Raw genomic sequence first — 13934 nt, 5'->3', positions numbered from 1 at the left:
AATTAAAGACTGAAGATGGCTTTATTTTTGCCTTGATCCGTCAAAAGTCGGCCGGTTAACGTTCCGGTACGACGGAACTGGGCGTGAGACACCCACCTCCTCTCGGCACCTGGAAGGGGCTCGATGGTAGAGCGGATTCCCCAGCAGAACGGATCCGGCGGCGGCCGGCCACGCGGCGCGGCCGTGCTCGGCGCGGGGATGATCGCCGCCGTGCACCGGCGGGCCGCGCTGGTGGCGGGCGCGGAGGTGACCGGGGTACTGGCCTCGAACCCGGAACGATCCCGGGAGGTCGCCCGGCAGTGGCGGACGACCGGATACCGGGACCTCGAACAGGTCCTCATCGACGAACGCGTGGACGTGGTGCACATCTGCACCCCGAACGCGAGCCATGCCGAATACGCCGAAGCCGCGCTGCGCGCGGGAAAGCATGTGGTGTGCGAGAAACCGCTCGGGGTGAGCCCGGCGCAGGCACAGCGGATGGCCGAACTCGCCGCGAGCAGCGGACTCGTGGCCACGGTGCCGTTCGTCTACCGGTACCACCCCATCGTCCGGGAACTGCGCGCCCGGTTGCGGGACGGCGAGCTCGGCGACCGGTTGCTGTTGATCCACGGCAGCTATCTGCAGGACTGGATGCTCTCCCCGGATTCCTCCAGCTGGCGAGTGTTCCCGGAAAGCGGCGGCCCCTCGCGCGCCTTTGCCGATATCGGCTCGCACTGGTGTGATCTGGTCGAGTGGATCACCGGAGACCCGTTCACCGAGCTGACCGCCGCGACCTCGGTCGCCGTGCCGGACCGGCCGAGCACCGGCGGGCCGAGCTTCGGGGCCGCGGGATCGGGAGCGCGATCCCAGGTGCGGACCGAGGATTCCGCCGCGCTGCTGCTGCGCACCGAGAGCGGGGTGCTCGCCTCGACGACCATCTCGCAGGTGGCCGCGGGCCGGAAGAACCGGTTGTGGTTCGAGCTCGACGGTTCCACAGGCAGCGCGGTCTTCGATCAGGAGGCCCCGGAGAGCATCTGGTTCGGCGGGCCGGAAGAATCCCGGATCGTGGTGCGGGACAACGGATCCGGCTCGGCCGAACAGCGCAGACTCTCGCACCTTCCCGCCGGGCACGCGCAGGGATACGCGCAGTGCTTCGAGGACTTCGTCGCGGACACCTACGCCGCCATCGACGGCGGCACCCCGGAAGGTCTGCCGGGCTTCGCCGACGGGCTGCGCTCGGCGCGGGTGGTGGACGCGGTACTGCGCTCGGTCCACGAGGGCGCGTGGACGAAGGTGGAACGATGAAACTCGGTTTGCTCACCGCTTGCCTGCCGGAGTGGGATCTGGACCGGATCGCCGCCTGGGCGAGCGAAACCGGTTACGAAGCGCTCGAGGTCGCCTGCTGGCCCGCCACCGGTGGCCGGGACTTCGAGGCAGCGCATCTGCCCGTAGCCGAGTTCGGCCCGGAACAGGCCGAGCGCACCCGCACCCTGTGCGAGCGTCACGGGCTGGGGCTTTCCGCGCTGGCCTACTACGAGAACAACCTGCACCCCGATCCCTTGCGCCGCAAGGAGATCCACGCCCATCTGCGGCATACCATCGACGCCGCGCAGAAGCTCGGGCTCGATCTCGTCGGCACCTTCATCGGCCGCGATCCGGGCCGATCGGTGCGGGAGAACCAGACCGAGGCCGAGGCCGTGTTCGGAGAACTCGTGGAGTACGCGGGCGAGCGCGGGGTCCGGCTGATGGTGGAGAACTGCGTCATGGAGGGCTGGCATCCGGACGGTTACCCCGGCAATATCGCCTATTCGCCCGAGCTGTGGGAATGGATGTTCGGGCTGGGACTCTATCTGAACTGGGATCCCTCGCATCTGATGTGGATCGGCATCGACCCGGTGGAGACCATCGCCGCCTACGCCGACCGCATTCCGCACGCGCAAGCCAAGGACATCGAGCTCGATCCGCGCGCCCGGCAGCGCTACGGCGTGTTCGGCAAGGTCGGCACAGCCGATCCCTGGGAGACCGGCTGGTGGCGCTACCGGGTGCCCGGCCTCGGCCAGGTGGACTGGGACCGGGTCGTGGATCGGCTCGCCGAACACGGTTTCACCGGAACCCTTTCGGTGGAGCACGAAGACCCGGTGTGGGGCGGCACTCCCGGGCGCGTCACCCGTGGACTGGAGATCGCCTACCGCAGGCTGCGCCCGCTCGTGCTCGCCGAACCGGAGGAGACCCTGTGACGACCGAACACTTCGACGTACTGCTGGTCGGCGGCGGGCTGATGGGGGCGGCGGTGGCCAGTGAGCTGCGCGCCGCCGATCCCGGACTGCGCATCCTGATCGCCGATGGGGGGCCGGTGATCGGTTCGGTGCCCGGCCAGCATCTGCACGATGTGGCCGAGCCGGAGGTCTGGGAGCGGTACAACGACCGGGTCGCGTCCGGAGTGCAGGGTTTCTACACCGGTGTCGAGCCGACCCCGGCCGTCGGGGCGAGTGTGGCCGCCGCGGAACCCGGGATGTATCACCTGAGTTCGCTCGGTGAGTCCGCGGACGAACTGCCCGCCGCCTCGCTGGCCTGGAACGCGGGTGGTATGGGAGTGCACTGGACCGCGGCCACGCCGAGCCCGTGGGGTGCCGAGATCCCGGATTTCCTGGACGGTGCCGAATGGCGCAGCGATCTGGCCCGTGCCGCCGAACTCCTGCGGGTCAATCCGCTGCCGTTCCCGCCGACCGCGGCCGGCCGGGCCATGGCGGACGCGGTCGAGGCGGTGTTCGCCGGTATGGACGCCCCGGACCGTGGAATCCAGCCGATGCCGATGGCGGCCAACCCCGATGCTACGGGCGTATTGCGCCGCACCGGACCAAACGTGATCTTCCCGCCGATCGCGGACCCTGCACGCGATCCGCGGTGCACGCTGCGGACCGGAATGCGGGTGACCCGGCTGCTGCACGCGGACGGCCGGGTGCACGGTGCCCGGCTCGAGGACGTGCGCAGTGGTGCGGTGCGAACGGTCCACGCCACGGCGACCGTGGTCTGCGCGGACACCATCCGCAGCCCGCAGTTGCTGTTCGCCTCGGGGATCCGGCCACCCGCGCTCGGCCGTTACCTCAACGAGCACGCTTTCCTCACCGGGCGGGTACTCGCCGATCCGGAGCGGCTCAGCTTCGAGCTGGCGAGCCTGCCCGTCCAGGCCGAGGGCGAGACCATGCTCGAGCACTACTGGCAGCCGCACAGCGGTGCGCGCCAGCCCTTCCAGTTCCAGATCGGCACCCAGGTGCGCACGGCCGAGGACGGAACACCGCTGGCCTATCAGGTCGGTCTCGGCGTGTACATCCCCACCGAACTGCGCGCCGAGAACCGGCTGGAGTTCAGCGAACAGGAGGTCGATGCCACCGGGATGCCGCGGATCACGGTCCGATTCTCCTGGAACGAAAGCGATCGGGCGCGGATCGAACAGGGCCGTAAGGTTCAGCGCGAGGTCGCCGAAGCCCTCGGTCCTTTCGATCCGGAAACCGAATCCGCGCTGCTGGATCCCGGATGTTCGCTGCATTTCACCGGAACCATGCGGATGGGCACCGGAGAAGACGGCACCAGCGTCTGCGATACGGGCTGCCGGGTGTGGGGATTCGAGAACCTGTTCGCCGCCGGTAACGGAGTCGTCCCGACCGCGCTGGTGTGCAACTCCACCCTGACCGGGATGACGACCGCGGTACGTGCCGCCCGTTCGGTGCTGAACCGGCTCGCCTGACACGATCCGATCGATTCACGAGGAGTTACCAATGACGCTCGACCGTTCCCAGTTCGCCATCAACACCCTGCAGTGGACGGATCTGGCCAGCGGATGGGAGTTCGCCGACCCCGCGTTCCTGGCCAAGCAACCGCGCGTGCTGCGCGAGGTCGCCGAATCCGGTTTTCCCGCGGTGATGCTCGAAGTGCTGCCCACGCAGACCATCAGCGCCTACCGCACACTCATCGGGGAGAGCGGCCTACGCGTCGCGCCCGGCTACCTTTCGGTGCCGCTTCCCGAAGAACACGGCGTCACGCTGCCCCCGGGATCGGCCGAGGAATTCCGCTGGTTCGACGGGGTGCGCCGCAGCGCAGACGAAACGCTGCTGCTCGGACTCGACACCGTGTTCCTCTCCGCCGAAATGGTCACCGGCGGTGGCATGCCGCGGTTCGACGTCGCCGCGGGCGTCGGGCACGGATTCGACGCCGGGCGGCTCGAGCGGTTCACCGAGACGATCGGACGCGCGGCCGAAATCCTGACCGCGGAAGGAGTGCGGCCCGCGTTCCACAACCACGTGGGATCCTGGATCGAGACCCAGGACGAAGTCGAACACGTCCTCGACGCCATCCCGGACACCGTGCTCGGCGCCGGATTCGACCTCGGGCACCTGTACTGGGCCGGTGCCGATGTGCCCGGCCTGATGCGCCGCTACCGCGACCGGATCGCCGGACTGCACATCAAAGACCTCGACACCACGCGGCTTGCCGAACTGCGGGCCGAACCCTTGCCCTACTTCGCTTCCACCCAAAACGGATTCTTCCTCGAACCCGGATCAGGGGGAGTGCCCCTGCTCGACTACCTCCGCGAACTGCCCGAGAACTTCGACGGGTGGATCATCGTGGAGGTCGACCAGCCCTCCATCGAACCGCTGGCGAGTGCCAAGTCCAGCTGGCAGTGGGTGACGGAGAACTTCCCCTCGGCAAGCTGAGAACCCCAGGGTTCCCCCTGGCCAGTGGGCTTGTGTCAGATCGCCCGGTCCTGCAACAGCTCGATTTGGCGTTCGGTCACCTCGCGGTGGAATTCCTCGTGGTGCGGTGGTTTCCGGTTCAGGTAGCGGTTCTTCGGGTAGATCGGGCGCTCGTAGATCAGCTGGCCGAGTTCGGCGCGGATGTCTTTGGCCCAGTTGCTGATCTGCGCGCTGGCCCGGTGACTGCGCAGGCCTTCGATGTCGATCACCCCGCTGACGAAGGTGGAACCGCTGGTGTCGAACTGCTTCCCGACGATCTGACCGCGGTGGTCGACGATCATCGAATGCCCGCCGCCCGCGTCGATCGGTTGCGGGCTTTCCGGATAGAGGTGGTATCCGCCGATGTTCGGGGCGATGACGTACATGTTGTTGTCCAGGGCCCGGGCCCGGTCGGTGACTTCGAAGACGTCGTTCTCGGTGAACGGAACGGGCAGTGATCCGTGGTAGACGACCTCCGCTCCGTTCAGTGCCAGTCCGCGCCCGTACCGTTCGACCCACCAGTCGGACAGGTCGTGCGGGGACACCGAACGCTCGACTGGAAGCAGCGCGTTCAGTTTGTAGTGCCGTAGCAGGATTTCCGCTTCGGGACCGATGACGAGGCCGACGTTGAAGAACAGATCCGGCCATTCCGGGTGCCGCGCTTTTGCCTGCGCCCGGCCGCACCCCAGGTGCGGGAGCTGTTCACCGAGGCGGCGAACACACCCCAGCTGGCTCGTGCCCTGGTCAACGGGTTCGACGATCCGCGTTCGCTGCAACCCTGGTGGTTCGACGCCGAGGAGGCGTGTCGGTTCATCACCTCGGCCCGGGCCGGACGGCTCGGCCAGCGCGACTACCGCACCGCGCTCGGTCAGTACGCGACCGCCGTGGCCGTGGTGACCGCCACGGCACCGGACGGGCGGCGATTCGGGGTCACCGCGAACTCCTTCACCTCGGTGTCCGTGGATCCGCCGCTGGTGTCCTGGTGCGCCGCGCACCAGCACGATCTGTCCCGTCAGTTCGCCACCCGGGCCCCGGACAAGTTCGCCGATGTCGAGCTCGAGGAGGGGATCGCCGGGGTGCCGCTGCTGGCCGGCGTGGTCGCCCGGTTCGAGTGCCGCGCCGTGCGGCGGGTTCCCGCCGGGGACCACGTCATCTTCCTCGGCGAGCTCGAACGCTATACCGCGCCCGGTGGGCAACCCCTGGTCTTCCACTCGGGCGCATACCACGTTCCCACCCGGCACCCGGACCGTTGAGAAGCTCCGGGCTCGCGCGGATCGTTATGGTGAGACACGGGCGCGCAAGGGAGCGGAGGCACCATGACGGATTCTCGGGACCTGGTCGATCGTGCAGGCGGGCTGCGGCGGTGGCTGCAGCCCGAGATCGGCCGGGGTAGCGGTAATGACGAGGTGTTCTTCGCCGGACGCGCTGATCTGGTGCGGGTCGCCACCCGGGCCGCCCGGTCACTGCGTGGCGAGACGGTGAGTTTCCTGGATGTGCGCGAGGGCGTGGTGCGGCGGGTGGTGGTCGAGGTATCCGATGCCGAGCGGCGCACCGCCTGCCTGGTGGTGTGCGCGGAGGAACCCCCGTTCGGCCTGACTCCCCGTGAGCTTCAGGTGGCCACCTGTATCGCTGGCGGGCTGAGCAATCCGCAGATCGCCGAGGCGCTCGGCTGTTCACGACGCACGGTGGCCACGCATGTGGAGCACGTGCTGGCGAAGACCGGCGTCGCCGCGCGGGCCTCGGTGGCCACCCTGCTCGCCGACCACGATGCCTACACCGCGCCGCTGCCGAAGACTCGACTGACCCTGCCCGCGCGACTGTCGGCCGTGCTGTGCGGATCCACGCTGCCCACGGCCACCGGGACCCGGCGGCAACGACCGGTCGTGCTGGGCACGGTGTATCCGTCCGGGTGCGCCGCCGGCGCGGACGCCGCGGCCATGCGCCGGGGTGCGCGGCTGGCCGTGGGGGAGCTGAACGCGCGCGGGGGAGCGGGCGGGCGCCGGGTTGAGCAGGTGGCGGTGGAGGCCGCTCCGGACGCCTTGCGGGGCGCGGTCGAGGACCTGGCGGCGCGCGGGGCGGACGCGATCCTGTTCGGCAACTTCCCGATGAAGGTCGCACACCCGGCGATCACCGAGGCGGCGGCCACCGGGGCTCCGGTGCTGCACTCGATGACCGGGCGGGCCCTTTCCGATGCAGTGTACGAGGATCCGGCCGGACTGGGCGCCGTGTTCCAGGTCTGTTCCACGGAATCCGCGTACGTGCCCGGGCTGCTGCGGGCGGTGCGCAGGCTCGAGAGCACCGGCGGGTACCGGCCGCGGCGGCGCAGGCTCGCCGTGCTGCTGCGGGAGAGCACGTATTCGGACGGGGCGGTCGAGCAGGTGGCGCGCAGTTGCGCGGAAGCGGGATGGGAGCTGAGCCTGCTGCGCAGAATCCCGGACCACACCGAGGATTTCACCGAAATCGTGCACGCACTGGCGGATGCCGATCCGGATGCCCTTTCGCTGTCGGTGTTTCCCGAACCGACGCTGCGTGCTTTGCTTGGCGCGACGCGGGAACTCGCCGGGCGGATGCTGATCCACGCCGCCTGGTCACCCGCGGCACCGGAGTTCACCGGCCGCTTCGGTGAGCTCAGCGAGGGGCTGTTGTGGTCCACCGTGATCGGGCACGCGGGCGGACCGGTGTGCGCGGAGTTCGAACGGCGGTACCGGTCCGCGTACGGCGGGGACCCCGGTCTCGGCGCGGCCGCGGTGCACTACGACATGGTGAACGTGCTCGCTCAGGCATGGGGCCGGGTCAGCAGGCCGTGGGAATTCCGCGCCGTCCGGGAGCACCTGCGTTCGATGACCTGGTTCGGGGTCACCGGCGCCCACCGGTTCGCCGGGCGTGGTCAGCGCGGACTGAGCAATCCGGACGACACCCTCGATCCGACGCTGGCCCATCCGCACCTGGTGTACCGCATCCACGGCGGCCGCAGCCGCCAGCTGGCCGCGGGTGCCGTGCCGCACTGACCGGATCAGCTCAGCCAGGACGGCCCGGAAACCGAGCCGATGCCGTCGCCACCGTCGACCGGGATAGTCCTGCCGTTGACCCATTCCGCATCCGGGCTGAGCAGCCAGGCGATGACCGCGGCGATGTCCCCGGCACGCCCGAGGCGGCCACGCAGACAGGCGGCCCGGAGATCGTCCACATAGGACGGTGGGACGGGATTGATCGCCGAAGCCACGTCCACGAAACCGGGAGCCACGGCACAGCAACGGATTCCGTCTCGTCCGTGTTCCAGGGCGAACCCGCGTACCAGGGCGTCGAGCGCGGCCTTGGAAGCGGCATAGACCGCGGTACCGGCCCGCGCGCGCGATGCGGCCCCACTGCTGACGAACACCATCGAGCCGGTCCGGCCCGTTGCCGTGCAGGCACGGACGAACTGCGCGCCCGCGCTCAGCGCCGAGCGGGTGTTCACCGCCATGACGCGGTCGAAAAGGTCCTCGTCCGAATCGGTGACCGCCGCGGCCGGGAACACGCCCGCCGCGTGCACGAGCGCGTCGAATCCACCGGCCTGGTCCCAGAGTTCCGCGATATGCGCGGTGACCACATCGCGTTCGGCGAGATCCACATCGGGCAGATCCGTTCCGGTGACCGCACAGCCCGCCGCGGTGAGCCGCTGCACGACCGCGCCGCCGATTCCGCCACGCGCGCCCAGCACCAGCACCGAGCCTCGTGGTTCGCTGCCCGCCATGCTCAGCCGCCCATGATCATCGGGCGGAACCGGCGGGCCACGGTGGCGCACTGCGCGAACTCGACACCGAGCCCGGCGCAGCCCGTGATGAAGGCTTCGAGGGCGTTCATCCGCGCCCCGCGGCCGATGACCTGTGGGTGCAGGGTGATCGTGGTGACCCCCTGGGTGCCGGACTCGGTCATATAGCGCACATCCTCGAGGAATCGGGTGAACATGGCGTGCGCGTCCTGCAGTCCGGGCATCACGCGATCGCCGGTGCGGACGAATTCCAGGTGCGGATAGTCGTCCAGGGTCCAGGAGACGGGCAGTTCGACGATCGAGGACGGCTCCCCGAACCGGAACGCGTCGTCCGGCGGGCAGTCATCGCCGGAGCGGGCGGCGTAGGGCTCGAAATCGGTGCCCATCAAGGAAGAGTCGTACTCGATACCCAGCTCGGTGAGGATGCCGATGGTGTGCACGGTGAAATCGAAACTTGGTGTGCGGTGGCCCGCCGGTGGTTCTCCGGTCAGCTCCTCGATCAGCGCCACGGAACGCCGGTTGACCGCCAGCTCGGCGTCCCGGTCCAGGATCGAGACCGGTTCGTGCGCATAGCCGTGCAGGGCGATCTCGTGTCCGGCGTCCACAATGGACGAACAGTGTGCCGGGTAGGTCTCCAGGGTGTGTCCCGGGACGAAGAAGGTGGCGGGCACCCGGTGCCGGTCCAGCAGGGCCAGGATCCGGGGGATCGCGTGGGCGCCGAACTCGCCGCGGGAAATCGGACCCGGGGTCGCCAGGTCGCGGGAGAGCCACAGCGAGATGGCGTCGAAGTCGAAGGTGAGGCAGACGGTTCCGGTGCTCATGCGGATTCCTCCCGGATGTTCCCGGGGGTGAACTCGACGGCGCAGGGACGGTGATCGGTGAAGACCCGGTCGAGCTCCCAGCGGGAATAGCCGTGCCTGCTCGGTGGGCCGGGGGCGATCCACAGCACGCGATCGGTGAGATCCATGACCATCGAGTAGACCGTTGCGGTCTGCTCGGCAACGGGCACCGCGGGATCGGGGTGGCGGCAGATCCCGTCCGGGAAGGACCACTCATCGCGCAGCGCGGACACGATGTGCTCGACTCCCACTCGGTGTTCGGTCAGCGCGTCCTGCAGCAGATGGCGGGCCCGCAGTGGTCGCAGGAGGGTGAGCGCGCTCGTGGCGGCTTTCCGGTCACCGACTGGAATGTCGGTCTGGAAATGGTTGGCGTGGGTGATCAATCCTTCCTCGGGATACTGGGCGCCGAAGGCATCCGGGGCCAGTTCGAAGTCGATCGATTCCCCACCGCTGCCGTCCGCGAGCAGCGCGTTGCCGGAGGAAATCCGGTCCACGGCAAGCAGTTTCCGGTGCGCCTCGGACATCGTGGCGGACTGCAGCGCGCCGCGGAGCAGGAAGTGATAGGGCACGCCACGGCCACCGCGGTCCCGGTCCGAGACGAGCAGATTGGCGCACACCCCGAGGCCCGCGGAGTTGAACCCGCTCTTGGCCAGCATGCCCGCCTCGGTCAGCGAGAGCACGCCGAAGCCGGATTGGTCCCGGGTTGCCAGCAGGAAGGTGACCTCCGCCTGCTCGGGATGCCAGTCCCAGTTCTGCGCGAGCAGCGTGTGCCCGTTCGCGGTGTATCGCGGCAGAACCGAAAGGGAGGTGCAGCCCTCGTCCCGGTAACCGGTGCCGTAGAGCATTTCGGTGCGCGCGTTGAGTGCGGCCAGCCGCGCGGCCGGGTGGCCCGATCCCTGTGCCATCCCGTCGAGCAGGGCGGCGATCTCCGGCGCGTAGTCGGCGGCGATGTCCAGGTACACCGCGCCCCAGCGATCGATGTCCTTCTGGGACAGCCCGGCATCCGTGCGGAATCGGTGGGTGTAGGTCTCCAGGCTGCGTGCGATGAGCTCGGCGGTTCGGGTACCGAGTTGTTCGCCCATCTGCCGGTAGCTGCCTTCGACCACGATCATCCGGGGTTGCTGCACGGTGAACCTCACTTCAGCTCGGACTTGTAGGTTTCCGGCATCGCGCACACCGTGGCGAAGGTGATGAGCGCGGCCGCGGTCGGGAGCACGGCCACCAGCAGTGCGTTCCCGGAGACATCGATCAGTGCGGTGGCGATGAACCCCGCGGTGCCACCGAAGGCCATCACGGAGAAGTTGTAACCGATCCCCAGCGCGGAGTACCGGACATTGGTCGGGAAGATCTCGGAAAGGGCAGCCGGTCCCGGTCCGGAGAACGCGGCGATGACCAGGGCGATGAGGATCTGGCCCAGATAGGCCCCGGCCGTGCTGCCGGTCTCGAACAGCAGCATCGCCGGGAAACTGAGCAGCACGAGACCGCCGGAACCGATGAGCAGCAAGGGTTTGCGCCCGATCCGGTCGGAGAGCCTGCCGAACAGATAGATCGCGACGGTGAGCACCGCGAGCCCGACCAGGTTCGAGGCCTGCACGGTGCCCGAGGACAGGCCGACCTGTTCACGCAGATGCGTCGGCAGATAGGTGAGGAAGAAGAAGTAGGCGACCGTCCAGCTGACGGTGAACAGGAAACCGCGAGTCATCGCGGCTTTCTGGGTACGGAAGGCGAGTGTGAGCGGGCTGGTGCTCGTGGTCCCGGCCCGCTGCTCGGCCTGATAGGCGGGAGTGTCCTCGAGCCCGAACCGCAGCACCAGGGCGACAAGGGTGGTGAGCACACCGAGCAGGAACGGTATCCGCCAGCCGAACTCGAGCATGCCCTGCTCGGTCCAGAACAGCGAGTTCAGCGCGACCACCGCGGCGGCGACGAGGAATCCGGCGGCCGTGCTGACCTGGTTGAAACTGCCGTAGCGCCCGCGTGCCCCCGGCGGCGCGTATTCCACGAGCATGGCCGCGGATCCGGCCCACTCACCGGCGACCGCGAACCCCTGGAACAGCCGCAGCAGTACCAGCAGTATCGGGGCGGCGAGGCCGATGGTGGCCGCGCCCGGCAGCAACCCGACCAGCACGGTGGCCGAGCCCATGAGGACCACGCTGGCGATCAGGGCGGGCCGGCGCCCGAGTTTGTCCCCGATATGGCCGAACACGATGGTGCCGAGCGGCCGGGCGAAGAACCCGACGGCGAACACGGCGAAGGTGGACAGGATGCCGGACAACGAGTCGCCGGAGGTGAAGAATTCGGCACTGAGATAGACCGTGGAGTAGGCGTAGACGAGATTGTCGTACTGCTCCATCAGGTTGCCGATGCTGCCGGACACGACCGCCCGGACCTGCAGCGTGGACCGATCGTCTCGGCCCGCCATGGACGCGCGCTGGGCACTCATACCGGATCCTTCGTGATGCGGGGGAAAATGGGCTTCAGCCGGCCGCGAGGTAGCCGCCGTCGACCGGAACCAGGGCACCGGTCACGAACGAGGATTGCTCCGAGGCCAGGAAACCCACCACCGCGGCGAGCTCGCCGACCTCCCCGGCCCGGGCCAGTGGCGCACCCTCGATGCGGGCCCGCAGCGCCTCGGCGGGCAGATCGTCGAGCAACGCGGTCCGGAACACCCCGGGCAGCACCGCGTTCACCCGGATACCGCGCGGGGCGAGCTCGACCGCCGCGACCTTGGTGAGCTGGTGCACCGCCGCCTTGCTCAGCTGGTACGCGATCGAGGAGGGCACGGTGCCCGGACCGCCCGGTGGCGTGGTCGTCCCGTAGATCGATCCGATGTTCACCACCGAACCCCGTGTCCGCCCGAGATCCCCGGCGAAGGTCTTGATCCCGCGCCAGGGGCCGAAGGCGTTGACCGCGAACACATCCTGGAAGTCCGCGTCCCGGGTGCCGAGCAGATCGGTGCGGGCACTGATCCCGGCATTGTTCACCAGCACGTGTATCGGGCCGAACCGGTCGTGCACCGAGTCGCGCAGCCGGTCCCAGGAAGCGCCGTCCCGCACGTCGAGTGACAGATGGTTGCGATCCTCCTGCGTCCCGGCGGGGTAGCCGATGTCGGCGCGCACCACGGTGGCGCCGAGCCGGGCGAGATTCTCGGCCAGCGCCGCGCCGATCCCGCGCCCGGCGCCGGTCACCACGGCGACCTTGTTCCGCAACTCCATGCACACCCCTGGCTGTCCGCACCGGGCCGGTCCCGGTGCGAGCGACGATAGGCAGCACAGCGGCGGCGGGCATCGGTCAACTGACCGATGCGGCGATCCGTTTCGTGGGATCGATCCGCAGTGCCGCGAGACCGCCGATGAGCAACAGCACCGCGGACAGCGCGAACGAGGCCACCCAGTCCCCGGTGAGATCGACCAGCAGGCCGAACAGGATGGGGGAGAGGATGCCCGCGATCCCGTAACCGGTGTTCATCAGCCCGCCCGCGGTCCCGGCATGACTGGGCGCGATGTCCATGGGAATGGTCCACAGCACCGGATTCGTGAGCTCCAGCAGGAAAAAGGCCACGGCGAGACAGATCGTGGTGAGCATCAGCTGATGCACGACCAGGGTGGGGATGATGAACGCGAACGAACCGAGCAGCCCGATGACGAGCACACTGCGCCGTGCGATCCGGAGGCTGCCGGTCCGGCGTAGCAGCGCGTCGGAGATGAGCCCGCCCGCCATGTCCCCGAGTACACCGGCGACCAGCACCAGGGTCGAGAAAAGCGCGAAACTGCCCAGGTTCAGGCCGTAACTGTCCTGGAAGAAGGAGGGGATCCAGGTCAGATAGACCCACAGCATCCAGCCGTAGCAGAAGTCCACGAACGTCACGGGCAGGATCCGGCGCAGCAGCGCACCCCACGGCAGGCGGGGGCGGGTGGCCGCGCGTTGTTCGGTGCTGAGCTCCTCGAGTTCGGCCGCGGTCATCTTCGGATGGTCCGCGGGACGGTTGCGATAGATCAGCGCCCAGGCGAGCGTCCACAGCAGACTGATCGCCCCGAACACGTAGAACGCCAGGCGCCAGTCGTAGAGGGCGATCAGTCCGGCGACCGCGATCGGCGCGATCGCGTTGCCGATCCGGGAGCTGGCATGGGTGATGCCCTGGCCGAACGCGCGCCGATCGCTCGGCAGCCAGGTGGCCATGGCGTTGGTCGCGGTCGGGAAGGATGCGCCCTCACCGAAACCGAGCCCCAGCCGTGCGGCGAACAGGGTGACCAGTCCGACCGCGAATCCGGTGCACACCGTGGCGATCGCCCAGAGCGCACCGACCACCGCGAGCACGCGCCGCGGGCCGAATCGGTCGCTGAGCACCCCGCCGAACACCTGGAAGAACGCGTAGGGGATGGAGAACGCGGAGAGCGCGAGTCCGAGCTGCGTGTCGTTGAGCCCGAGATCCGCCTTGATGTACGGGGCCGCGGTGGAGATGTTCACCCGGTCCAGATAGGTGATGAAGTACATCGCGCACAGCAGCGCGAGCACTCTGCCCCGGACCCGGTGCCGGAAGACGCCGAGCAGGCTGCGCGCCGCCGGGCGGGGAGATCCTTGTCGTGCGGTCCGTTTCGCGTCCTGGGTCATGACTCCTCCGCATGCGATGAAGATCGG

At 68.8% G+C, this 13934-nt stretch carries 13 protein-coding genes; 6 read left to right on the top strand and 7 right to left on the bottom strand.

The window, feature by feature from the left end; translation table 11 throughout:
* Positions 1-123 precede the first annotated feature (123 nt).
* From A37U_RS0100235 to A37U_RS41770, 4 genes are read left to right on the top strand one after another with little or no spacing between them, the layout of a single operon-like run.
* Entirely contained in the window at positions 124-1284 is a 1161-nt protein-coding gene (locus A37U_RS0100235; protein WP_020494581.1) for a Gfo/Idh/MocA family protein, read from the top strand.
* Complete coding sequence (locus tag A37U_RS0100230; RefSeq protein ID WP_020494580.1) at positions 1281-2216, top strand: sugar phosphate isomerase/epimerase family protein; 936 nt, start codon at positions 1281-1283, stop codon at positions 2214-2216. The genes A37U_RS0100235 and A37U_RS0100230 overlap by 4 nt, the downstream gene beginning before the upstream one ends.
* Complete coding sequence (locus A37U_RS0100225; RefSeq protein ID WP_020494579.1) at positions 2213-3724, top strand: GMC oxidoreductase; 1512 nt, start codon at positions 2213-2215, stop codon at positions 3722-3724. Before A37U_RS0100230 ends, A37U_RS0100225 begins: the two co-directional genes overlap by 4 nt.
* A 31-nt stretch (positions 3725-3755) precedes the next feature.
* Positions 3756-4691, top strand: coding sequence for a sugar phosphate isomerase/epimerase family protein (locus A37U_RS41770; protein WP_020494578.1), 936 nt, complete (start codon positions 3756-3758; stop codon positions 4689-4691).
* A gap of 35 nt (positions 4692-4726) precedes the next feature.
* On the opposite strand, the gene A37U_RS0100215 is transcribed toward A37U_RS41770, so the two are convergent.
* Positions 4727-5254, bottom strand: coding sequence for a nitrilase-related carbon-nitrogen hydrolase (locus tag A37U_RS0100215; protein WP_020494577.1), 528 nt, complete (start codon positions 5252-5254; stop codon positions 4727-4729).
* Positions 5255-5362: 108 nt separating this feature from the next.
* Between A37U_RS0100215 and A37U_RS0100210 the strand changes: the two genes are divergently transcribed.
* Complete coding sequence (locus A37U_RS0100210) at positions 5363-5962, top strand: flavin reductase family protein (protein WP_020494576.1); 600 nt, start codon at positions 5363-5365, stop codon at positions 5960-5962.
* Positions 5963-6025: 63 nt separating this feature from the next.
* A complete protein-coding gene (locus tag A37U_RS41765; protein ID WP_020494575.1) occupies positions 6026-7717 on the top strand; it encodes an ABC transporter substrate-binding protein in 1692 nt (563 codons plus the stop codon).
* A 5-nt stretch (positions 7718-7722) separates the two neighbouring features.
* Here the strand turns inward: A37U_RS41765 and A37U_RS0100200 are convergent, their stop codons facing one another.
* From A37U_RS0100200 to A37U_RS0100175, 6 genes are all read right to left on the bottom strand, one after another.
* Positions 7723-8442 (bottom strand): SDR family NAD(P)-dependent oxidoreductase, encoded by a 720-nt coding sequence (locus A37U_RS0100200; RefSeq protein WP_020494574.1) that lies wholly within the window; start codon positions 8440-8442, stop codon positions 7723-7725.
* 2 nt (positions 8443-8444) lie between these two features.
* On the bottom strand, positions 8445-9281 hold the full coding sequence (locus A37U_RS0100195) for a polysaccharide deacetylase family protein (protein WP_020494573.1): 837 nt from the start codon (positions 9279-9281) through the stop codon (positions 8445-8447).
* Entirely contained in the window at positions 9278-10426 is a 1149-nt protein-coding gene (locus A37U_RS0100190; RefSeq protein ID WP_205622842.1) for a C45 family autoproteolytic acyltransferase/hydrolase, read from the bottom strand. The genes A37U_RS0100195 and A37U_RS0100190 overlap by 4 nt, the downstream gene beginning before the upstream one ends.
* Before the next feature lie 8 nt (positions 10427-10434).
* Entirely contained in the window at positions 10435-11739 is a 1305-nt protein-coding gene (locus tag A37U_RS0100185; protein ID WP_205622841.1) for an MFS transporter, read from the bottom strand.
* 34 nt (positions 11740-11773) lie between these two features.
* Positions 11774-12511 (bottom strand): SDR family NAD(P)-dependent oxidoreductase, encoded by a 738-nt coding sequence (locus tag A37U_RS0100180; protein ID WP_020494570.1) that lies wholly within the window; start codon positions 12509-12511, stop codon positions 11774-11776.
* 76 nt (positions 12512-12587) lie between these two features.
* Positions 12588-13907 carry an MFS transporter gene (locus A37U_RS0100175; RefSeq protein ID WP_083933203.1) on the bottom strand — a complete coding sequence of 440 codons (1320 nt, stop codon included), beginning with the start codon at positions 13905-13907 and terminating at the stop codon, positions 12588-12590.
* Between the last annotated feature and the right edge of the window lie 27 nt (positions 13908-13934).

The sequence above is a fragment of the Sciscionella marina DSM 45152 genome, from assembly GCF_000379465.1.
Taxonomy (GTDB): domain Bacteria; phylum Actinomycetota; class Actinomycetes; order Mycobacteriales; family Pseudonocardiaceae; genus Sciscionella; species Sciscionella marina.
This window is presented reverse-complemented; position numbering and strand designations above follow the sequence as displayed.

What these genes read in the sequence shown, in the direction of transcription:
- A37U_RS0100235 (WP_020494581.1), top strand. Translation starts at nt 124, where the DNA reads ATGGTAGAGCGGATTCCCCAGCAGAACGGATCCGGCGGCGGCCGGCCA.
- A37U_RS0100230 (WP_020494580.1), top strand. Translation starts at nt 1,281, where the DNA reads ATGAAACTCGGTTTGCTCACCGCTTGCCTGCCGGAGTGGGATCTGGAC.
- A37U_RS41770 (WP_020494578.1), top strand. Translation starts at nt 3,756, where the DNA reads ATGACGCTCGACCGTTCCCAGTTCGCCATCAACACCCTGCAGTGGACG.
- A37U_RS41765 (WP_020494575.1), top strand. Translation starts at nt 6,026, where the DNA reads ATGACGGATTCTCGGGACCTGGTCGATCGTGCAGGCGGGCTGCGGCGG.
- A37U_RS0100200 (WP_020494574.1), bottom strand. Translation starts at nt 8,442, where the DNA reads ATGGCGGGCAGCGAACCACGAGGCTCGGTGCTGGTGCTGGGCGCGCGT.
- A37U_RS0100195 (WP_020494573.1), bottom strand. Translation starts at nt 9,281, where the DNA reads ATGAGCACCGGAACCGTCTGCCTCACCTTCGACTTCGACGCCATCTCG.
- A37U_RS0100185 (WP_205622841.1), bottom strand. Translation starts at nt 11,739, where the DNA reads ATGAGTGCCCAGCGCGCGTCCATGGCGGGCCGAGACGATCGGTCCACG.
- A37U_RS0100180 (WP_020494570.1), bottom strand. Translation starts at nt 12,511, where the DNA reads ATGGAGTTGCGGAACAAGGTCGCCGTGGTGACCGGCGCCGGGCGCGGG.
- A37U_RS0100175 (WP_083933203.1), bottom strand. Translation starts at nt 13,907, where the DNA reads ATGACCCAGGACGCGAAACGGACCGCACGACAAGGATCTCCCCGCCCG.